20 protein-coding genes and 1 other RNA gene are annotated in these 21060 nt (G+C 52.0%); 13 read left to right on the forward strand and 8 right to left on the reverse strand.

Annotation, left to right across the window (positions count from 1 at the left end):
* Positions 1-321 precede the first annotated feature (321 nt).
* From mfd to G7Y43_RS08365, 3 genes are all read left to right on the forward strand, one after another.
* Positions 322-3819, forward strand: a complete 3498-nt coding sequence (gene mfd / locus G7Y43_RS08355) for a transcription-repair coupling factor (RefSeq protein ID WP_165045950.1) — start codon at positions 322-324, stop codon at positions 3817-3819.
* Between the two features lie 183 nt (positions 3820-4002).
* Positions 4003-4374, forward strand: a transfer-messenger RNA (tmRNA) gene (gene ssrA / locus G7Y43_RS08360).
* Positions 4375-4515: 141 nt separating this feature from the next.
* Positions 4516-4917 carry a PaaI family thioesterase gene (locus G7Y43_RS08365; RefSeq protein WP_165045951.1) on the forward strand — a complete coding sequence of 134 codons (402 nt, stop codon included), beginning with the start codon at positions 4516-4518 and terminating at the stop codon, positions 4915-4917.
* 64 nt (positions 4918-4981) lie between these two features.
* Here G7Y43_RS08365 and G7Y43_RS08370 read toward each other — a convergent pair whose 3' ends face one another.
* From G7Y43_RS08370 to G7Y43_RS08385, 4 genes are read right to left on the reverse strand one after another with little or no spacing between them, the layout of a single operon-like run.
* Positions 4982-5437 carry a hypothetical protein gene (locus tag G7Y43_RS08370; RefSeq protein WP_165045952.1) on the reverse strand — a complete coding sequence of 152 codons (456 nt, stop codon included), beginning with the start codon at positions 5435-5437 and terminating at the stop codon, positions 4982-4984.
* Positions 5438-5467: 30 nt separating this feature from the next.
* Positions 5468-5932 (reverse strand): SsrA-binding protein SmpB, encoded by a 465-nt coding sequence (gene smpB / locus G7Y43_RS08375; protein ID WP_165045953.1) that lies wholly within the window; start codon positions 5930-5932, stop codon positions 5468-5470.
* 4 nt (positions 5933-5936) lie between these two features.
* Positions 5937-7019: a M42 family metallopeptidase gene (locus tag G7Y43_RS08380; protein ID WP_165045954.1), complete on the reverse strand. Its 1083-nt coding sequence runs from the start codon at positions 7017-7019 to the stop codon at positions 5937-5939.
* Positions 7019-7300, reverse strand: a complete 282-nt coding sequence (locus tag G7Y43_RS08385) for a hypothetical protein (protein WP_165045955.1) — start codon at positions 7298-7300, stop codon at positions 7019-7021. Before G7Y43_RS08385 ends, G7Y43_RS08380 begins: the two co-directional genes overlap by 1 nt.
* Before the next feature lie 226 nt (positions 7301-7526).
* On the opposite strand from G7Y43_RS08385, the gene def reads away from it, so the two are divergent.
* The 6 genes from def to G7Y43_RS08415 all read left to right on the forward strand — a co-directional run bounded on the left by def (position 7527) and on the right by G7Y43_RS08415 (position 13029).
* Positions 7527-8063, forward strand: coding sequence for a peptide deformylase (gene def / locus G7Y43_RS08390; RefSeq protein ID WP_165045956.1), 537 nt, complete (start codon positions 7527-7529; stop codon positions 8061-8063).
* A 1-nt stretch (position 8064) separates the two neighbouring features.
* Positions 8065-9003 (forward strand): methionyl-tRNA formyltransferase, encoded by a 939-nt coding sequence (fmt, locus tag G7Y43_RS08395; RefSeq protein WP_165045957.1) that lies wholly within the window; start codon positions 8065-8067, stop codon positions 9001-9003.
* Complete coding sequence (locus G7Y43_RS08400) at positions 8996-10555, forward strand: RsmB/NOP family class I SAM-dependent RNA methyltransferase (protein ID WP_165045958.1); 1560 nt, start codon at positions 8996-8998, stop codon at positions 10553-10555. Before fmt ends, G7Y43_RS08400 begins: the two co-directional genes overlap by 8 nt.
* A gap of 218 nt (positions 10556-10773) precedes the next feature.
* Positions 10774-11073 carry an AbrB/MazE/SpoVT family DNA-binding domain-containing protein gene (locus G7Y43_RS08405; RefSeq protein WP_165045959.1) on the forward strand — a complete coding sequence of 100 codons (300 nt, stop codon included), beginning with the start codon at positions 10774-10776 and terminating at the stop codon, positions 11071-11073.
* Entirely contained in the window at positions 11054-11524 is a 471-nt protein-coding gene (locus G7Y43_RS08410; RefSeq protein WP_165045960.1) for a PIN domain-containing protein, read from the forward strand. The genes G7Y43_RS08405 and G7Y43_RS08410 overlap by 20 nt, the downstream gene beginning before the upstream one ends.
* Positions 11525-11820: 296 nt before the next feature.
* Positions 11821-13029: a PD-(D/E)XK nuclease family protein gene (locus tag G7Y43_RS08415; protein WP_165045961.1), complete on the forward strand. Its 1209-nt coding sequence runs from the start codon at positions 11821-11823 to the stop codon at positions 13027-13029.
* A 7-nt stretch (positions 13030-13036) separates the two neighbouring features.
* Here the strand turns inward: G7Y43_RS08415 and G7Y43_RS08420 are convergent, their stop codons facing one another.
* Both G7Y43_RS08420 and G7Y43_RS08425 read right to left on the reverse strand, forming a co-directional pair.
* Complete coding sequence (locus G7Y43_RS08420) at positions 13037-13435, reverse strand: hypothetical protein (RefSeq protein ID WP_165045962.1); 399 nt, start codon at positions 13433-13435, stop codon at positions 13037-13039.
* Complete coding sequence (locus tag G7Y43_RS08425; protein WP_165045963.1) at positions 13425-13790, reverse strand: hypothetical protein; 366 nt, start codon at positions 13788-13790, stop codon at positions 13425-13427. The genes G7Y43_RS08420 and G7Y43_RS08425 overlap by 11 nt, the downstream gene beginning before the upstream one ends.
* An 862-nt stretch (positions 13791-14652) precedes the next feature.
* On the opposite strand from G7Y43_RS08425, the gene G7Y43_RS08430 reads away from it, so the two are divergent.
* The 3 genes from G7Y43_RS08430 to G7Y43_RS08440 all read left to right on the forward strand — a co-directional run bounded on the left by G7Y43_RS08430 (position 14653) and on the right by G7Y43_RS08440 (position 18353).
* Positions 14653-15609, forward strand: a complete 957-nt coding sequence (locus tag G7Y43_RS08430) for a hypothetical protein (RefSeq protein WP_165045964.1) — start codon at positions 14653-14655, stop codon at positions 15607-15609.
* Between the two features lie 44 nt (positions 15610-15653).
* Positions 15654-16583, forward strand: coding sequence for a LysR family transcriptional regulator (locus tag G7Y43_RS08435; protein ID WP_165045965.1), 930 nt, complete (start codon positions 15654-15656; stop codon positions 16581-16583).
* 174 nt (positions 16584-16757) lie between these two features.
* Complete coding sequence (locus tag G7Y43_RS08440; RefSeq protein WP_165045966.1) at positions 16758-18353, forward strand: FAD-binding protein; 1596 nt, start codon at positions 16758-16760, stop codon at positions 18351-18353.
* On the opposite strand, the gene G7Y43_RS08445 is transcribed toward G7Y43_RS08440, so the two are convergent.
* Complete coding sequence (locus G7Y43_RS08445) at positions 18329-19888, reverse strand: IS1634 family transposase (protein WP_165045967.1); 1560 nt, start codon at positions 19886-19888, stop codon at positions 18329-18331. The genes G7Y43_RS08440 and G7Y43_RS08445 overlap by 25 nt on opposite strands.
* Before the next feature lie 134 nt (positions 19889-20022).
* Between G7Y43_RS08445 and G7Y43_RS08450 the strand changes: the two genes are divergently transcribed.
* Positions 20023-20241 carry a hypothetical protein gene (locus G7Y43_RS08450; protein WP_165045968.1) on the forward strand — a complete coding sequence of 73 codons (219 nt, stop codon included), beginning with the start codon at positions 20023-20025 and terminating at the stop codon, positions 20239-20241.
* A 302-nt stretch (positions 20242-20543) separates the two neighbouring features.
* On the opposite strand, the gene G7Y43_RS08455 is transcribed toward G7Y43_RS08450, so the two are convergent.
* The coding region (locus G7Y43_RS08455; RefSeq protein WP_206215108.1) for a hypothetical protein at positions 20544-21060 on the reverse strand (517 nt) is incomplete at its 5' end.

Raw genomic sequence — 21060 nt, forward strand, 5'->3', positions numbered from 1 at the left:
TGAAACGCTCGAAACGAGAAATCATTCACGCTCGTAGTGTCTCATGGTGCTTATGGTTGCGCCAGTTGATTAAGAGGTGGCTGATTAGGCTGATTAAGTTGTGATACGCAGATGATTCGATGCAACCTTTTTAGAAAAGAGCTTCTCCTGTGTGTTTCGTTGTACAATACGACACCTTAAAGCCGCGCATTCGTGCGGCTCTTTGTGCTGTCTTGATACGCTCCGGAATTAAAGCAGGCCGATTTGGTGCCATTCAGGGCTGCGCTGTGTTATCTGAGGCTACTTATCGCGATCCGATGCTTCTCATATGAAAGGACGCTCATGCTCATAGATTCGCTCTCCTTTGTTCTCGAGCAATCAGGTTGTCTTGAGGGTTTCTGGGGCAAGCTCGATGCAGGTGATGACGCTTCCATCGGTGTTGCCGCATCGGCGCGTCCGTTCATGGTGGCGGCGCGCTTTGCCGCGCATCCACAGACGACGCTTGTGGTAGTTGCCGGTGAGGATGCGGCGCTGTCGTTCTACCGCGGTGTCGTGGCGTATTTGGGGGAGGGTAGAGTACTTCGTTTTCCTGAGCGCAGCGATTACCCCTTCGCACCGAAGCCGGTAAACATGCGTCAGGTTGGCATGCGAACTGAATGTATGCATGCACTCGCCTGTGGGCGTAAGGTTGTGGTAGTGGCATCGGCTCGAGCACTCCTGCGCGCGTTGCCACCAGCTGCAGCCGGGGCGTGGCGACCCATAACACTTGCATCAGGGTGCGAGCTTGCTAGCATGGAAGATGCTGGCCCGCTTTCCGTGTGCGATCTCGACGATTTAATCGACTGCCTTGAGTCTATTGGCTACGCGAACGTAGGCGAGCTTGACGGCCCCGGTACCTTCTGTGTGCGTGGCGGCACTATCGATGTGTTCCCGGGCAATATGGTGTATCCGGTTCGGCTCGACTTCTTCGGCGATGAACTCGAGGAAATACGCCGTATCGTGCCGGCAACTGGACAGACGATATCGACGCTTTCGAGCGTGAATATCTATCCAACGCGTGAGTTTAAAGCCGATGCCTCAGGCATTGCTCGCGCGCGGAGTCGCTTGATAAATCCTGCACGCACTAATCCCGCATTGCGCGACGTGCTGGAGAAGCTTGACGGCGGACTTCGCTTCGACGGAGCTGATGTGTTGCTTCCCTACCTGTATGATCGTACCGTTTCGCTGGGTGATTACCTGCCTGCCGAAGCATGTACCGTGCTGATCGAGCCCCGGTCGCTCGTTGATGACGCAGTGCATACGAGAGAGGACATCGAAGGGCGCGCACGGGGCAGCCACATCGCGCTCGATGGACTGTACTTGCAACCTGCAACGCTTAGTTTCGGCACGAATCAGCGTGCGACGTACGTGAGCATCATGACGGCGGGAAGCCAAATCGATGCCGACCTTCCGGTGAAGCGCACCGAAGTGGCGAGGCACCCTGACAAGCTGTTCGGTAGGCTGCGGACGCTGCTCGATGGTGGCAACATGGTGGTGCTGAGTGTGCCGAACCCCCGCGCTCGTCACGACATGAAGCTGACACTTGTTGATCACGAGCTTCCCATATTAGAGGTTGCCAACGTGGACGAACCCGGTGATCCGGGTGCGGCGAAGCGCAGGTTGCGCCGCGGCGTGGTGAACGTGGTGGATGTGGACGTTCCTTTGGGACTCATCATTCCGAAGGCGCGTTTGGGGATTGTGAGCATCGCTGACACACAAGGCAGCGTCACACGCGCACATCGTCACATTGACATGACCGAAATCACCTTCCCGTACAAGCCCGGTGATTATGTGGTACATGCTGCCCATGGTGTAGCGCTGTTTAAGGAGCTTGTGCGCCGAGAAGTTGACGGCACCGAGCGCGATTACCTGTACCTTCAGTACGCCGAGAGCGACAAGTTGTTTGTTCCTGTCGAACAGCTCGATCGCGTGACCCGCTATGTGGGACCTGAAGGTGCAAGTCCGCGCCTTACACGGCTGAACACAAGCGACTGGTCACGCGCGCTGGCAAAAGCGCGTAAGGCCACGCGTAAACTCGCGTTCGACCTGGTAGACGTGTACACGCGACGCGCGAGCGTTCAGGGTTATCGTTTTTCTGGCGATACGCCGTGGCAGCGCGAGATGGAATCGGCCTTTCCCTACCGCGAAACTCCCGATCAGCTTGCTGCCATTGCCGATGTGAAGGCCGACATGGAATCGGCAAAGCCAATGGATCGCTTGGTGTGTGGCGACGTAGGGTTTGGCAAAACAGAAGTTGCCCTGCGTGCGGCGTTTAAGGCCACACAAGACGGCAAGCAGGTGATGGTGCTCTGTCCGACTACTATTCTGGCACAGCAGCATTTCGCAAGCTTCAAAGACCGTTTTGATCCCTTCGGTGTGCGTGTTGAAGTGCTCTCTCGTTTCCGCACGCCACAGCAGCAGGCAGCAGCGCTTGTTGGGTTTGCCGCCGGCGAGGTGAACGTGCTCGTGGGCACACACCGCCTGTTGTCGCGCGATGTGAACCCGCACGATTTGGGACTGGTGGTCATCGACGAGGAACAGCGGTTCGGCGTGGGGCATAAAGAACAACTGAAAAACCTGCGAGAAAGCGTCGATGTGCTTACGCTGTCGGCCACGCCCATTCCCCGTACCATGCAAATGTCGCTTTCTGGTGTGCGTGATATGAGTCTCATTCTCACGCCGCCCGATGATCGCCGCGCTGTTGAGGTACATGTGGGGGAATGGGACCCCGACCTGGTGAGTGCTGCCATCCGTCGCGAACTGGCGAGAGGTGGCCAAGTGTACTACGTGAGCAATCGTGTGCGCTCTATTGAGGAAGCGGCTCGTCGCGTACAAGAGGCTGCTGGCGAGGCGCGTGTGGGAGTTGCACACGGCCAGATGGCAAAAGACCAGCTGGAGCACGTGATGGAGGATTTCGCCGCTGGCGAACTCGATGTACTGGTGGCTACCACTATCATTGAAAGCGGTATCGACAACCCGCGCACGAATACGCTGGTGATAGAAGATTCGCAGCGCTTGGGATTGGCGCAGATGTACCAGCTGAAAGGGCGCGTGGGTCGTTCATCGGTGCAGGCGTACGCTTACTTTATGTTCCCAGGCAAGGTGACGCTTACCGAAGAGGCAACGGCTCGCTTAACAGCACTTTCCGAGCATCAGGACTTGGGTAGCGGTATGCGTATTGCCATGCGCGATCTTGAGATCCGAGGGGCAGGCAGCCTGCTAGGAGCCGAGCAATCGGGAAACATGTCGGCGGTTGGTTTCGACTTGTTTGCGCAGATGCTCGAGGCAGCTGTTACTGCCACGCGTGAAGGCGATCCGAAGGCAGGCGAGGGGTTGCCGCCGGCGCTTTCCGACATTACGGTAAACGTGCCGGGACATGCGTATCTTCCCGAAGAGTACCTGCCCGACACCGACGAGCGCGTGCTGTGGTACCGCAAGTTAGCGTATGCGAGCACGCTTGCTGCAGTTGATGATGTGGAACGCGATTTGACTGCCAAGCACGCCGACATGCCCGCAGCGGCACGCAACTTACTAGCGAAAGCGCGTATTAAGGCGCTTGCCGCTGAGCGGCACATCAGCATGGTATCGGTTGTTGCCGGGCGCTTAGTGGTGGAGCCAATTGACGTTCCACGCGATCGTATGACGGCGCTGCGACGCAGCGGTGGGCGGTATATGGCTGACAAACGCAAGTTGCAGCTGCCATTACGGTATTTCAAGCTCGAAGAGGGCGATTGCCTACTAGGCCCCGTGTACCGCTTTTTGTGCGAGCTGGTTGGTGAAGAAGGTACGGCAATACGCTGATCGGTGTTGTCAGCAAAGGTTCATCGCGTTTGTTTCAAAACGGCAACGTGCATGTTCGTGGCTTGACAAGCGATGCAACCTCGGTAGAATGAATGTTCGTACCCCGGTTATTTCGTGGTACAGGCACGTTGACAAGGTGGAGCCACGCTGTTTCCGCTCGTGTACGGCACAACGCCGATTCATGGGGGCGACTGGTTTCGACATGGTATGTTTGAGATGAGGAGCAGGTCGTGGTCTCCTCGCCACGTTAAACAGGGGTACCGTCAAGTTAATTGGCAAGAACAACACTCAGAGCGCACCTGCGCTCGCCATGGCCGCTTAATAACCGAGCCAGGCTGTCGGCTGCGGGAGGTCCCCGACTCGCAGTTCGGCATCATCTAAGGGGAATGCTCCTTGGTACGTAGTCGGTATGACCAAGGAAAAGATAGAACCGGCTGGGACGTGCCCCGCTTGTTTGTGGGCTTGGGCGCTCCGAGACTCGACCATAAACTAAGCTTGTAGAGCCTCATGGAGAATGTAGTATGGACCGGAGTTCGATCCTCCGCGCCTCCACCACAGGAGAATGAGACGAACTATTTTCATTTGAGGATAGTTCGTCTTTTTTCTGCGAGGTTCCCCTATCACTGTGACAATCTGACCTGTAATCACATTGAGATTCAAGCAGCTTTCTCTGTCTTGAAACGAAAGGAGCCTCTCATGCTTTCGGAAGACATGACTGTAGAGCAGATTTCCGAATACTTCAGTGGCGACAAGTTTGCTACTCAGGCGGCCGGTTGCCGCGTGGTGGAAGGGTCGCGCGGACATGCTATCTGCGAGATGGAGCTCGCACCCGTTCATTACAACGCGCAGGGCGGCGTGATGGGCGGTGCTATTTTTACGCTGGCTGATTTCGCGTTAGCGATCGCATGTAACATTGGCGAGGAACCCACGGTGTCGGTGAGCAACACCATCGAATTCATGAGTGCGTGTAAGGGAACCAAGCTCATCGCCGAATGCTCAGTTGATAAATCTGGCCGCAAGCTGGGATTCTACACGGTTGACGTGCGTGATGACACCGGCCGCGCCGTAGCTCGTATGAGCGCAACTTGCTTCCGATAGAAAAGGAATCGGGCGGCGCATTACGTGCCGCCCGCATGACATACACACGACGTGCGCTTGTAAGCTACTTCTTTAGCAGACTCTTGAAATCGAATGCTTTCATGATGTCATCGTAAGCGCCTTTAAACTCACTCGCTACAGCGGCTCCCTCCTTGAACACGACGTTCATGTCCTTAGTGGCGCTGGCAACACCTTCACGTGTGATTCCTAAATCGTATTCGTCGATGATGTCTGTTACTCGCACAGGCTCTTCTTCTTCGGCGTAGTAGTACTCAACCTCTTCGCCATCTTCCATGACGATGATACCGATTTCTACATCGTCCTCGTCAACGATGTAACCAACGATGTCGCTCTCATCAAACTCGAGCTCGATGGTTTCTTCTTCATTCGCGCTCTCATCTATTGTGCATTCGTTTTCTTCGAGCGCACTCTCGTTCTCGTCTACCGTGTTCTCATCCTCGTCTGCTATGCTCGTGCTCGTCATTTCATTCTGCTCAAGCTGATCGTTTTCGTAGGTCATGGGGTTGCACTCCTTAACTCATGGGCTTCCCTAGCGCAGGCGCATCTTCATGGCGCGCTCGATCTCGCGCTTCGCATCGCGCTCAGCCATTGCCGCGCGCTTATCGTAGAGCTTCTTGCCGCGACCAATAGCAATTTCAACCTTTACCAGGGAATTCTCTTTGAAGTACATCTTCGTGGGAACGAGCGCCATACCCTTCTCGGCCGTTTTTCGCTCCAATTCGCGGATTTCCCTACGGTGAAGCAGTAGCTTACGCTTGCGATCGGGGTCGTGGTTGGCTATATTGCCGTTCGAAAACGGCGGGATGTGAACACCATGCAACCACACTTCGCCATGCCGTACGAGCGCGAAGCTGTCGGTTATCTGACAGTTGTTCTCACGAAGCGAGCGCACCTCGGTTCCTGTGAGTTCGATGCCGGCCTCAAAACGCTCGAGCAGCTCGTATTCGAACGACGCCTTTTTGTTTTTCGCGATAAGCTTTTGTTCCCGTTTCATAGGGTTACCGATCGCTGTTCATGCCGGGAACGAAGCACGTATTGCTGTCAAGGTCGCGAACGAAGCGCACCAGCAAACGTACGGTGTTCTCAACGTCGTCAAGGCAAACCACCTCGGTGGGGGTGTGCATGTAGCGCAGCGGTACCGACACAAGCCCCGTGGGAATGCCTGAGCGCGTTACCTGAATAGCACGTGCGTCGGTACCCGTAACGCTTGGCTCAGCCTCAAGCTGATAGCTAATGCCTTCTGCTTCGGCAGCAGCCACCAAGCGATCAAACACGACGGGGTTGATATTCGGACCACGGGCAATCACCGGACCCGAGCCGCAGACGACCTTGCCGTACTTTGACTGCTCGATACCCGGATAATCGGTTGCATGTGTAACATCAAAGGCAACTGCAACGTCGGGGGCAACCCCATAAGCCGAGGTCATAGCTCCACGGGTGCCAATTTCCTCCTGCACAGTTGCCGCCATAACGAAGTCGCCCGGCTGACGCTCGTCGCCACTGGCCAGCTCTTCAAGTACGCGAGAGAGAATCCACACGCCGCACTTGTCATCGAAGGCGCGCGAGACAGCCATGTTCTCGCCGATACGTTCGTAGCCCACGCCAAACGTCGCCGTGTCACCAATGCGAACCGACGCCTTCACCTTATCAGCGGGCAGACCCAAGTCGATAACCAGCTGGTCGATGGGAGTAACGTTTTTACGTTCATCGGGCTTAATGAGGTGTATTGGCTTTCGTCCAACTACGCCGCGCAAATCGCCATCCTTGGTGTGTACGTCAATGCGAAGGCCCGGCAGAATGGCAGCGTCAACCCCTCCCACGGCGGCAACGGACAGAAAGCCCTCATCTGAAATGTAGGTGACCATAAGGCCAATCTCGTCCATGTGTGCGGCCATCATCACAGACGGTCCCGCGCCGCGTCCTTGCAACAGGGCGTGAACTGACCCCATGGTGTCCGTTCGAACCTCATCAGCAGCAAGACCGACATATTGACGTATGATGTTGGCAATAGGAACTTCTGATCCTGTTACCGACGGGGTTTCCAGCAGCGTTTCCAAATATGCTTCATGTTCGTTTTCCATTACCAGTACTCCTTCCTCTGCGCGCGCTTGCGCGTTGGCGCCGGTGCGCGGAAATCGAGTTCAAGCTGTTCATTGCACGAGTTCGACACCGTGGTCTTGCGGCTCACGCGATCGATGGTGTAGGACACCGCTTTCTTTCCGTAAAGCTCGAGCATTTTAAGCCGGGCATCGCGCATGTTACCCTTTGATCCCGCCCGCGAATTGCTCTCAAATTCGAATAGGCCCTTCGCGCGGTTGTCCGACGCCTTGGGGGAAGAGTAGTGTGCGATGTACGTTTGCATGAACAGTTTGAGCTTCCTCGGGACTTTCCCGGACTGCGGCTTCTTGATCGATCGTGATTCTAGCACGCCTACCTCGCGCGCACCCGTCGCATTCGAAACGCTTTGGAAATGAACAGGGAAATGAACAGGCGAAGGAGGGTAAAAGGAAAGGGCGTAAAGCATGTGTGTGAGGTGGTATACTCGCACCTCGAGAAAAACGTTCCTGTGGCATGAAAGGCGCGCGGTTATGCTTTCCATTGTTCAATCACCCGATCCACTGCTAAACCAAGTTTGCGAACCCTGTGATCTGTCGGATAAGAGTCTGAAACGCCTTGCGAAGCAGATGGAGTACGCAATGTATGCCAACGACGGTTGCGGCATCGCTGCGCCTCAGGTGGGCGTACTGAAGCGACTGATCGTCATTGACTGCGACCAAGAAACTGAGCGTAATCCCATTGTGTTAGTGAACCCCACCATTGAAGAGCTTCAGGGTGAGCCGGTTACCGATGAAGAAGGTTGCCTGTCATGTCCTGGCGTGTCGGTACCCGTCGCGCGCAAGCCGTGGGCACGCGTTCGCTATTACGATCTGGACGGCGAGCTGTGGGAGATCGAAGGCGACGGGCTTTTGGGGCGCTGCCTTCAGCACGAGATTGATCATCTTGAGGGGCGCACGCTGTTTGAAAGCTGCGATCCGTTGGTGCGCTTGCAGGTGCTGAAAGAGTATGAGCAGGCGAAAGCGGCGGGTGCAGTGCCCGGCGAAACCTCCGTTTCGAAGGTACGCTAGCATGCGCGTTGTGTTTATGGGAACACCTGAGTTCTCAGCGTGTATTCTTGAATCGCTGGCCGCTCACCACGACGTAGTGGGTGTATACACGCGCCCCGACGCCGTGCGCGGGCGGGGCCGTGCGCTTATTGCGTCGCCGGTGAAGAAAGTGGCACAGGAGCTGCGGATCCCGGTTTTCACGCCGAATTCGCTTCGCAGCGATGAAGCTGTTCGTGAACTTGCCGAACTTCAGCCCGATATCGTGTGCGTTGCCGCGTACGGAGCCATTCTTCCCGCTCGTATTCTTGAACTGCCGCGCTTCGGGTGTGTGAACGTGCATGCGTCATTGCTTCCGCGTTGGCGCGGTGCCGCTCCAATTGAGAGGGCTATCCTCGCTGGTGACGAACAAGCGGGCGTGTGTATTATGCGTATGGAGGAAGGGCTCGACACCGGTCCGTATTGTGTGCACCGCGCAACACCGGTGGGGGAGAAAACAGCTTGCGAATTGACGCGTGAGATGGCGGAATTCGGCGCACAGGCACTGCTTGAGGCCCTGGATCTGCTTGAACAGGATAAGGTTATTTGGAAGGACCAAGGCGATAGCGGCCTTGAATATGCGAATAAGGTGGAGCCAGGCGAGCTGAACCTCGCGCCTACTGATTCGGCGGAGGTTGCGCTGCGGAAGGTGCGTGCGTCAAGTGACGCCCATCCTTCGAAGTGCTTGATTGCCGGGAAGAGCGTTCGCGTGCTTATTGCGCGGCGGGTACATGAGACACCCGACGTGTCGCTGGGACAAGTGGCGTTTGTGACCAAGCGGCTATATCTGGGCTGCTCGGATGGGGCGATCGAGGTCACTGAGCTGAAACCCGACGGAAAGAAAACTATGGAAGCGCGAGCCTTTGCAGCTGGCGTGCAGGATATTAAATCGGGACGAATCGCATGGGAGGCATTGCGTGACTGAGAACGTGCAGGGGAATAGGCGCTTTGACGGCAAAAACAGGGATCGTGGGGCTCGCGAGGATCGTGGGCAGTACCGATCGGGTCATAACGATCGCGGGCGTCGCGATGAGCGCGGTGAACGCAGTGAACGTGGACGCCGCGGCGTCCACAACGATCGTCATGGCAACCGAGACAACAACCCCCCAACGCGCGCGACGGGCACAAGTGCTAGTAAGGCGACGCCAGGCCGAAAGGCAGCATTGCAGGTGCTTCGTATCGTCCGTGAACGCGATGCATTCGCGCAGGATGTAATAGCCAAGCACATTGACCGGTCGTCCATGAGTATTGAAGACCGTGCGTTTGCTACGAAGCTTGTGCTGGGCGTGGTAGGTTCTGTTGGTACTGTCGATGAGGTTCTCAACCGTGCGCTTAACAATCCGACGGACATTCAGCCCGATGTTCGCGATGCTTTGCGCATTAGCACCTACGAGATAATCTTCCTCGAGAAGGAACCTTATACGGCTGTTGATCAGGGGGTTGAGCTTGTTCGCTCCTTTGAACCAAAGGCGACTGGGCTTGCTAATGCGGTGCTACGTAAGGTAGTGGCTGAAAAGCGGTCGTTCCCTTACGGCGATCCGCGCACTGACTTGAGCGTGTTCGCGCGCTTACATGCTTTCCCGCTGTGGCTTGCCGAAGCACTCGTTCGCGATCTTGAGCCGCAAGCCGCACGCGACTTCATGGCAGCGTCGAACGAACCCGCACCGGTTTTCGTTGCGGTAAATGCAGCACGTACTGAAGATGACGAGGTTGTGTCCGAGCTGACTGCGGCAAAAGGTGAGCCGCAACCAGTCGTGTTCGGTGATGAGGCTATTCCTGGATGCTACCGGATTAAGAGCGGGCGAGTGCTGGTTGATGGGCGCATTGATCGCATACTCGGGCAGGGTAAGCTGATCGTTTCTGATGCGTCGTCTCAAACAGTGGCGAACATGGTGTTGCCCGACGAGCTTCCGAAAAGCTTTCTTGAGATTGGTGCGGGTAGGGGAACGAAAACCATCTTGATTCAGAGTGCGGCACAGCGGAAATACGGCCGTCAGATCGATCAGTACGTGGCGCTTGATAACTTGAAATACAAGACTGAGCTTGTTCGCGAGCGCGCCGATCGCTGTGGTGTGCAGCTTTCCGATGCACTTACTGCAGATGCGACATGTTTGGACGAGTCTTTGGGCGAAGCGGTGTTCGACGTGGTGTTTATTGATGCTCCCTGCACGGGGGTAGGAACACTTCGTCGTCATCCTGAGATTCGTTGGCGCTTAAAACCAGAAGCGTCTGAGCAGATGGCTGAAGTGGGGCTTGCCATGCTCCGCTCGGCTGCTTCGCATGTGAAGCCCGGCGGGGTGCTCGCGTATGCCACCTGCACCGTGCTTAAGCGGGAGAACATCGACGTGGTGAAGAGCTTCCTTGCAAGCGACGAAGGTTCAGTGTTCGATGTTGCCCCACAGGGTCTGTTCGCTCCAAAGCTCACACCGGGCTCACCTGACGCCCACTTCTGCGTGAAGCTGATAAAGCGCATGTAACTGCATTTCATTCTGGGTGTGACAAGGTGTCACGATGTAGTGAACAACGAAGGTGAGGGTTTCAAGAGTTGGATTTCTCTGAGTCACAAAGGCGCAGATTCTGAACTTATGAGCCACTTCGAGTCGCTATTCAAACACGCCTCTTCGCACACCTACCTCAGGACTCCAAGGATTGACGTTATAACGTGTTATAATGCATTCAACGAAAGGAGTTCTCTATGGCTACAGCAACACTCACCAAAGTTGGGAACAGTATGGCCGTTCTGCTTCCCAAGGCATTGCGGCAAGAAGCCTGCATAGAACCAGAGACACCCTTACGCATTGCCTCACCGAGGAAGGGAGTGGTGGTTATCACGTCCGTTCTCTCCGACGACGATCGTCTAGAGCGGCTTGAAACGTTTGAGCGCCGTAATATCGAACGGGAGCGCTGCGCTCGGTCTTGGCCCGAAGGAGCCACAGCGGAAGATCTCATTGCTGAGACGCGAGAGGAGCGCTACCGTGCATTCCTTGCTCTTTGATACCAACGCCCTTATCTACAGTGTTTGCACTTCTGCGCAGTATCACGAAGATGTCCAGCAACTACTCAGGTCTACGCTCGCGTCAAATGGCTGTATTTATGCTTTAGCATCATCTCTTAATGATGTTTACTACGTCCTTTGTCGGCACTATCTGAGTGAACCTGATGCGCGATCCGCTATTCGCGATATAGCAGAAACATTCGATCTTGTTGACCTTACGGGACTGTTCGTATTTGAGTCCATCGATTCCGATGAACCCGACTACGAGGACGGCCTTATCCGAGTTGCTGCTGAAGAGCTTCAAGTTAACGCCATTATCAGCTACGACAAGGCTGCCTTCAAATCATCCTTCATTCCGAAGATGACGGCCCGAGAAGCACTGGAGACTTTCTTCAGAGTTCCGCAGACCTTGACGCCTAAGCCCAGTAGAATCACACCAAATGTTACGTAGCACCTCACAGCAGCAAGACCTGCAATACCATGTTATTAGGCATGACCCTTGGGGATACAGCACGCGTCACCGACGCCCACTTCTGCGTGAAGCTAAAAAAACGAGCATAACTGCAATTCATTTGATTGTGTCAAAGCGTGAATAGTGGCAAAGGGTTGCATCTATTGTTACCATTCGACCCGCACGAGTTCCCTGGGGTATTTTTATCGTTTTGATACAATGGCTTAATAGCTGCAAGAACTTCATCGGCATTGTAGATAAGCAGCTTGACCAACGCTTTACAGACTGAGGGCGCAATGAATGAAGAACTATCTGTTTCTGAGGATGTTTCTGAAAACGACGATACCCGTGCTTTAAAGGAGTTTCTTCTCGATATTGACTGTCTCAATCCCCTTGATGAATGGGCTGATCACTTCAACCTCTTCGACGTTCTTGGTATTGCTCGCACCGAGATACGACACAGCAACGTTCTCGGGTGGCTTTTAAATCCCAATGAAAACCATGGGCTTGGGGATGCGGTTGTACGGGGGTTTCTCACCTACATTGCCACTGCTGGCTACGATAGCGTAGACATATTTGATGCTCTTCTTTTAGACTGCCAAGATTTTACAGTGTGGCGTGAGTGGCGCAGTATCGATATTTTGGTCGTTTCCGCTAAAGAGCGTTATGTTATGTGTATCGAAAACAAAATTGGCACAAGTGAACACGACGATCAACTGAACCGATATCGCAGAATTGTCGAGTCGCAATACCCCCAGTATCGCCATGCTTATATATACCTATCGCCTAATGGGGTTGCACCGAGCGACCCGCAACACTGGTGTGCTATGAGCTACCGCGTTGTTCTCGATATCATAGAGGTAGCAAAAACAAAGAACCGATTGCTCCCCGACGTGGAGCTTCTCATTGACAATTACATCGAGACAATCAGGAGGGATGTCGTGGGCGACGAACGGCTTGAACAGATTTGTGAGGAAATCTACTCCAAGCACCGCAGGGCGCTCGACCTGATCTACGAACATCGCCCCGATAAGGCATCTTCGCTTACAGCCATCATCCGTGCATGGGCCGAACAGCGCGATTCCGCAGGTCAGATCATCCTTGACAGAAGCAAGTGTAATAAGACCTATACGCGTTTCACTACACCTGGCATGACGGCGGCACTTCCCAACGCCAACGAACCAAACAGCGCCTGGAGTACTCGTAACCACTACTTCTACGAGGTAGTGAACAACGAAGGCGAGCGGTTTAATAGTTGGATTTCTCTGAGTCACAAAGGCGCAGATGCAGCGCTTTTGAGCAGATTTGAGTCGCTGTTCAAGCACGCCTCCTCATATCCCAACAGGGCAAACTGGGCTTACCACGTACCGTTCAGTACAGCTGACTGTATTGTTGATGAGGAAATGTCTGAGGATGAGATATTTCAAGAACTCGACAAGCAGCTCGAAAAGCTCATGAAGTTCGAAGCGAGAATCGCACCGCTTGTTATTGAAGACACGCGGTAGGATGGTTTTAATGAGTGTTTCCCTGGATACGTCCCGCGCTCATCCTACGGTAGAAGTCCTCGGGAATCCTGCGATGTCCGAACCCCTTTACCTCAATCCCGTTTTCTAAGGGACGGTAGATGACACGACAGTCGGCCTTTGCACCTTGGGCTACGCGGTGCTGGTAGTGGTAGGAGAACCACTGGTTAAGCCCATATTTCAGCGAGCTTGAACTTACTTGCCCCCGCACGAGGAAAGCTACAGCTTTACAGGTGCTAGCTACAGCGGCCTTGAAATCGCTTTCTTCTGGGAAGGCATAGGCAAGGAGGTAGACGTCCTCCACAAGGTGGTCGGCATCCATGGATAACCCGTCCAAACAAGCAATGGCATCTACTGCCGCTAGAAGGATATCTTCGCTAATCGCCATCTATGATCTCCGAAAGCTCTTGCTTGCGCTTGGCGAAAGCGGCGTGAGCTGCTTGCTTCAGCTCGATCCCGGTTTTTAGTTTCGCATCTTCGCGCGTCTTAAAAATCGTTTCAATCTGCGAGCGTTCGAGTTCCTGCTCCAAGAAAATGTAATATTCGACGAGTGCCTGCATGTTCTTGTCGGAGACGAGCCATGCAGCGGTATCACCCCGATCAGTCACCTCAATAATGCCTGTGTCGGGGAGGCGTTTGCGCCAGTCGGTGCCTCGGGACAACTCGGTGACGCTAATCCGTGAGCCACGTGATACCTGGTTACTCACCTTAGCGGCCCTTTCCAAAAGCTCCATTGGTGCCATTATGCTCCCTTCGTTGCTGTTATCTACACATATAATAACATAGTTAACTACGTATTTATCTAATCAGTATTTCCCCATCAAAAAGACGAGGTGCGATACATACTTGTCAGTCGCGGGATGATTGGTTTTAGAGAATGCGGTTGGGGAGAGATACTTGTTCCCCTTCAGTTAAGCACACAGCCTTTCAATGCAGAGGAAACTATACTCATCGATGAAGTTGTGAGCTTTGTCAATTCATTCAGCTCAGCGAGTGAGTTATCTGATTTCTCACATGATCTTAGTTGTTGGAACGGGAGTGTTGATGGTGAAATAATCGAGTACACCTTAAATGACGGTGAAGTGGGGCGTGCCATGTTCGAAAGAATGAACAAACTCCGATCCTTGTAATCCTTTCAACGAGTCACACACTACATATCAGCCGAAATCTTTTTATGACGATGAACCCAGATGCATTAAGGGGATACCAAGTTGCAAATTACGCGAATAAGCTGCACGTCAGGTAGCAACGGATAGTGTGCTGTCGCAATGGTTGAAGGAACATTCCCTCACGTACATCATGATCGCTTGTTTTGACTGGCTAACCTGTAGAAGTAGCTGCGAAGGGTAGTGTGCTCGTCTGGGCTATGCCTTCGCAGCATTCGTCAACAAGGCTTAAGGGAATCTCAGCAATGCTGGGTTGGTAGTGTGCTCCTATAGCCCGCGAATAGTATGAACTTGCGGTTATCGGTTAGGCTATGAGCGGGGATAGAGGGGGTACAATTGTGCTTACTATGATTCTGGCGATTGAGTTGATAGTTTGTAATTCAGTCATCTTGTGGTCAGTTATTTTGTGGGGAAAAGGTTCTGAAAGGGGCAAGTGAAAATGGCTTTTGGGAAGGTCCGAAATAGACTTGGAAGCGCTGCTGGCAACGCGATTGAGAAGGCGAAGGAGCAAGGCGGAAAGGCGGTTGTAGTAGCAAAAGAAGGTGCTTTTCACGTTGCCGACAAGGCACAAGAGACTAGTTTCGAGCTCCGTAAAAAGTACTACAATCCACTTTCCCCCGAGGAATTCTTTGACCCTGAATTCGATCTCCCGCGACTTATCGTTATCGAGGATGAAGATGAGAAAAAGGGCGTTGACATCTTTGAAGGCACGATTGGCTGGTTAACGACAGATGCTGGTATGGAAGTACTCCATCTTTTTGGTGTGGCGGTAGAGAATAGCGGTATATCATTCTGTCCGCTTCCCTCGTATGGTGCTGTCTACTATTGCAATGGATTCGGGAATGATAATCGCTACTTGCGTCTTGATCGCTACCTTGATACCGTGCGTGAAGAGATGATGTCGGAGCTCAAACAAATTGCCCATAAACTTGGTGCTCGCGAGTGTCGACTTGAGAGCGTTGAAGAGTCAAAGTTAGTCATCATACGTAATAAGAAGGCGAAGGGCAACGTTCGTATCTTAACTGATGCCGGACGCGTTGATGGCTCGGCAGAAGCTGCTTTCGATCAGGAGAATTCACATACCCGAAAGCGCACAATGCTCTTTCAGCAGAAGTTCGAGGGTAATGCAGTTCCCCAGCAACCTGAGCTTCATTGGTATTCCCAGAACAAAGAGATCCTTTCGCTCATTGAGTCGCGACTTACGGGAAGCAAACTCAACGTCACATCTTCCTATTGCATCACAGTTGAATGTTCTGCGAGTTCTTTTGTCACAGAAAGCGCAGCTGCGAAGATCGATGCAGCATTAAAGAAGAATAAGGCAGCAATGAACTTCTCATTCGCAGGGCAGATTCTTGATGAGTCGAGGCAGAAGATGACTTATGAGATCGTTTTCTAAAACGGGTGTCATACATTTTGTTATGCAGCGAGAGACAGGTCAACATGAGCGGATTTCCCCTTACCCTCGCAAATCTTGATTATTTCGAAGCAGTCTATCGTCTCAAAAGTTACTCGTATGCCGCAAAAGCGATTCCAATGTCTTATCAAGGATTGCGCAAGGCTATTGCTAAAATTGAAGCCGAAATTGGTTACACGCTATTCGAGACAGACTCGCAAGGAAACCTAATCTGCACCCAGCAAGCGAATGTGCTGCATGAGTATGCTGAGAAATGGCGTAATGACATGTTGTTACTCAGCTCCCAACTGGAAGAGACTAGTTATTCTTCAAGACAAGTTATTCCACTTGCTGCTTCTTTTGGTGTAATGTGGTTTTTTGATTTTTTCTTTTTTGAGACACTAGAACAGACTTCGTCATTGCGTCTTAAAGTTGATGAATACCCTGACAATATCGTTGATCGAGTTTTAAATGAAAGTGTATACAATCTTGCTTTGACGGTTGCTCCATTTGACAAAAAGCAACAAACTCTTCGTTTAGGGCGGGCTATACCCTACGCTTGGATAAACGCACGCGATGAATTAGCGGGTAAAGCAGTCATCACTCCACATGATCTGCGCGACAGAGATCTCTTTTTACTCCGTGATTCAAAAGCATCAGAAGAAATAGTTACCACTCTTTTTTCCCATCACGTTCGACCATCAGCCATTCGTTATCTTAATGAAATGGTGGGCATTTTCGCTTCATCTGTACGTAAGAATAGTATTGGCATTACAGTAGCGCCCCTTGGTAAATTTCTAGAAAGAATAGACGAAGCTGTCTGCATCCCTTTAAGCAATAATTTTGCTCTTTGGGAATACGGTCTTTCTTATCGTAAAGGGTATGTGCTCACTGAAGCGGAAAAACAAGCAGCGGCTTTCATTATTGAGAGTGCAAAACAATTTCAAGACCGAGATACGTTTTCGATCTTTCTATAGGACACACTTCCCAGTAATTCATAATAATGGTTATTCACTAAGCTGAAGCACAATTTGTTGAATCACTTACACCTTTTGGTTTAACACCTGTGATCATCATAGAAAAGCGTTCTTCCTATAATGCGCCTTAAGCGATGCACATAGAACATCGCAATAGTAGAAGGAAGGATAATTATGAAGGGTACAACTGTTTCACGCAGAAGTTTTCTTACGGGAGCATCAGTAGTAGCGCTTGGTGCTGCTGCATCCGGAATGGTCACTGGTTGTGGGTCGCAGAGCAATATACAGACATCAGATTCTACGGAGACTCTTTCGGAAACAAGTAAAACAAGTACATGGTCTTTTGAAGTTGCACCACCGCCCATAGCCGATGAGGATATCTCTGAAGTTCGCGAAACCTCCATTCTCGTTATTGGTGCTGGTCCTAGTGGTTTTGCTTCAGCCCTTTCTGCCCTTGATGCCGGTGAAAAAGATGTCATTATAGTATCTAAAGCAAGCTCATTTAATGCGCTTGGCGGATCTATTCATGCTGTCAATAGTAAGCAGTGTAAGGAAATTGGATACGAATGTGATGTTGAGACCATTTCGCACGATATCCGCGAAGAGCTAAAACTTATGAGTAACGCTGGCGATACAGCAAAATGGATGCGTGCAGCATTAGCAAGTGGCGAGATGATGGACTGGCTTTCAAGCTATACCGAAGCAGCAGGTTTCCAAACGGTCATTGAGGTAGCCCCGAATGAGCCCGACAATGTATATAAGGGGCCTATTGGTACCCACGGTTTCATAGGTAACGGTATTCCTATGGCTGGTGTAGGCGTCGGGGCAGCTCTCGGTGTAATGGAGGATGCAATCAAGGAAAAGGGCGGCCAGATTCATTACGATACCACCGTTGAGCAGCTCGTACGCGAAAACAATAATACAGGGCGAGTGACAGCAGCCATTGCTAAAGTTGACGGAAAGTACGTTAAATATGTTGCTTCAAAAGGCATTATATTGGCTACCGGCTGCATCACACAGAACCCCGAGATGCTTCAGAAATTTGCGCCTGAAGCTTACGAGGTAACTCAATATGGTATTCCTCAGTCGCCGAACAGTGGTGAAGGTACCTGCATGGCTTTCTGGGTTGGAGCAGCCCCTCAAAAGAACTGGCCATGGGCTGCTGCTTTGTATACGCCACTTTTCTACGCTGTGGATCCTAATACTTTTGATTTCGTATCAACAGGTCCCACTTATCAAAACACGATGCCTGGGCTTGCTGTCAACAAAGCAGGGATACGTTTCATGAACGAAGACATATCGTGCTGCATGGCCGTTTCGCCGCTTACAAAGCAACCCGACATGACTGCTTTTACCATATGGACCAAAAACTTCGCTACTGCGCTTGAGCCTTGGTGTCTATTCGGTCAATACTATCAAGACCTCTCGGTAAACCAGTACACTGGCGAAGAAATGATTGCGAAGTGGGATCAATACGCAGGTTCCGAGGGAGTAGGCGAAACCCCACTAGAATGCAATCGCTTTGATACTATTGAAGAGTTAGCTGAACACTTTGAGTTGCCTCTCGAGGAACTCACGAAAACCATTACAACCTACAATGAAAAATGCGCACAAGGCTACGATGATGAATTCGGTAAACGTCCTGGTCGCTTGATTCCTATTGAGGAAGAAGGTCCTTATTACGTCATGAAATACACACCGGCTTTGATGTCAATGTTTGGTGGTCCTCCTGAATTCCCGACAAGTTATGACGTGGTGGGCAGGTCGTAGCCTAGTCGCTCAAAGATTGCCCTCTGCTTACCGGTGATCTCGCAGATGCGTGGACGGTGTCCCTCCTGTGTGTAGCGCTCGATTGTCTCCACTTCGTCAAGCATACCCTCAAGCGTGTACTCCTCGTCGAGTCCGGTCTGCTTCATGCGCTTTCGCAGCCAGGAAGCTATCACCAAAGCCACAAACACAACAAATAGCTTGCCAGCTAGAGTCTCTTCAGTTGAGACGTGTGGTGTGCGGAAGTTAAGCAGCCCCTTGACATCACCAAAGCGCTTTTCGATGGCATCCTTATCGTGATAGATTGCCAATGCTTCAAAGGGCTCCATAACTTCGTTAGAAAACAATGCGAAGTAGCCCACACGAGCTGTCGCAGCCGCGATTCTGTCGTCTTTGCCTACTGGCCTGCCACGCACGATGTCAAAGTACTCGTCGTAGTAGCGCTCGTGAGCCTCAATGCGATTGCCTGTTTTAAGCTCTCGTGAGCATGCCCGCAAAAGTGAGGCAAGGTCGCGCTCTGCTTCGGCAGCACGTGATGCATCGAAGAACAAATACACGTAGCTGCGGCGCTTCTCTTTAATCACGTCCCCTTTGCGAGGGCGAGTCTTTTCGTAGTCCCACTGACAAGTCAGCCGCATACCGTATAAGCCTGTGGCGTCATCGAAGTTCTCCCAGCTGCGAAGCTTTGTAATGTGTGTATCAACGGCATCTTTGAATAGTTTTAGCGATGTTGGCACACCGATGAGGAATTTGAAGTGCTCGTACATCATGGCGTTGATGTTGGCAGCCGACCAAAAGCCGCGATCCATAACAAGCCGCACCTTGCCTGTGAAAGCAGGCTCCATGTCACGCACCAGTGTCTTTACGGTTGTGACATCAGCGATATTTCCTGCAACTTTACGGTAGTAAAGAGGCACACCGCTTTCGCGTCCAACAAGCATAGCAAGATTGATTTGGGGCAACGGGACGCAATCTTTGTTGCGTCCCCATCTGACCTGGGACAGCACTTCGGAATATGACGAGATCGATGTCGTGTCGTAGAAGAGCCTATCGCCCTCTCCATGCCGACGTGCAAGCGATTCGCTAAATGCGTCACGTTCAGCCTCACCGATTGAGGCCAAAAGTTCTGAGGATCGTTGCGAGACGATGGGCTTACCGTGGGGTGTTGTGTGTGTTGCCGCAAATCTAGGAAAACGCGACAGCGGAGATGAGCCCTCGCAGATCATGTAGTATGCAAGCGACAAAACCTGATCCCAAGTGTGAGGCAACGCACACCTTAAGGCAGGCAGAACTCCCGACTCCTCGGCCACAGCATCAAGCAGCGCGCACGTACCAAAAAACTCGCGCCGCGATACAGGGGACGAAACTGACGCCCGTGTTGGCCTGTTTGGCACAACCTCACCGGTCTGCGGGTCGACATGTCCCACCAGTTTGCGCTTCCCATAGCGCGACTGCTTCTTTACAGGATCCCATTTTGCTTCGGCTTCATACACGTAAACGATGCCTGTAGCCTTGTCGGTCTGCCTTATCTGAGCCATTTTCTGTCTCCTGCACTGCCTAAACAATGTCATAATTATATCCTATGACGTTGTTTCTTGCACAAAATATGGGGCACAGTGCCCCATATCGGAGGAATTACCACAAGATCATGTGGCAGGAATCAAATCACGTCATGGAAAAGCGGGAATTCATGGGTCCTCGCTGTGACGTCAATGCACGCGTTTTAGACAAGAACGATGAAGTGATTGAAGGATTATATGAAGTAGGCAGCATGATGGGTGATGTTTATCAATCACGCTACACATTCCTCTACACCGGAGCAAATATGGGGTATTTCTGCTTTACCTATGGATATCTCACCGGAAAAGCTCTAGCGAAAGGCGAGATCTGACAATCGTAGAAGCTATATCTCCCTTGCCCTTGTCATCGTTTTAGGATTTAGTGAACTATGTACAAACAGGCTTGTGTCTCGTCTTTCAACGCTCGTGATACAAGCCTGTAGTAGTAATCTCGAACTAGGCTATGCGATCCACTGTTTCAAGGGTATCGTTTACCACCGCGTATTCGACGTGGATGTGAAGCAAGTTGGCGAGAAACAGGTCTCCACGCTGTACCTATGCGGGTAAGGGGGACTGTGATAAAGAGTCACATGCTGTACCATTAGATGATCTGTGACAAATATCGGATGACACTTCAGTCCAGCGTCGGAATGCGCTGTTCCGGCAATACCTCTGAGTTCAGCCCTCGAAGCTTGGTGAGTGATAGTGGTCTTTGCCCGGTTTTCAAGGCTTCTCCGGCTGCATCCCAAGCAGGCTCACCGGGGCCATTGTATATTTCCTCAAAGGTACCATCCCTGTGCATTTTGAGGACGATAAGGTAATCAGGCTTCTCGTTAATGCCAATCTTGTTGCCTTGAGTAGCTTTCACTTGAACAAGACGCCCATCAGGAGCAACACCGTCATGTATAGGATAAGCAGCCTTAAATAGCCTTAGCCCATACCACTCCGAAGTAATTGCTTCACCTAAACTGCCCACCATATGACCGTCTGGCGTGAAATGTCTTCCAGGATACATCTCTTCAAGGGGGGTGTGGACAAAAACTTGGACATCTGAGACAAGGAGATGGCCATGTATCACCATCACACCCAAGAGGAAAAGCAAGCTGCAATTGACCTCTACGTGACCAGTGGGCATTCCCCGATAACGGTCA

The organism is Adlercreutzia sp. ZJ138, assembly GCF_011038935.1.
In the GTDB taxonomy this organism is placed as follows: domain Bacteria; phylum Actinomycetota; class Coriobacteriia; order Coriobacteriales; family Eggerthellaceae; genus ZJ141.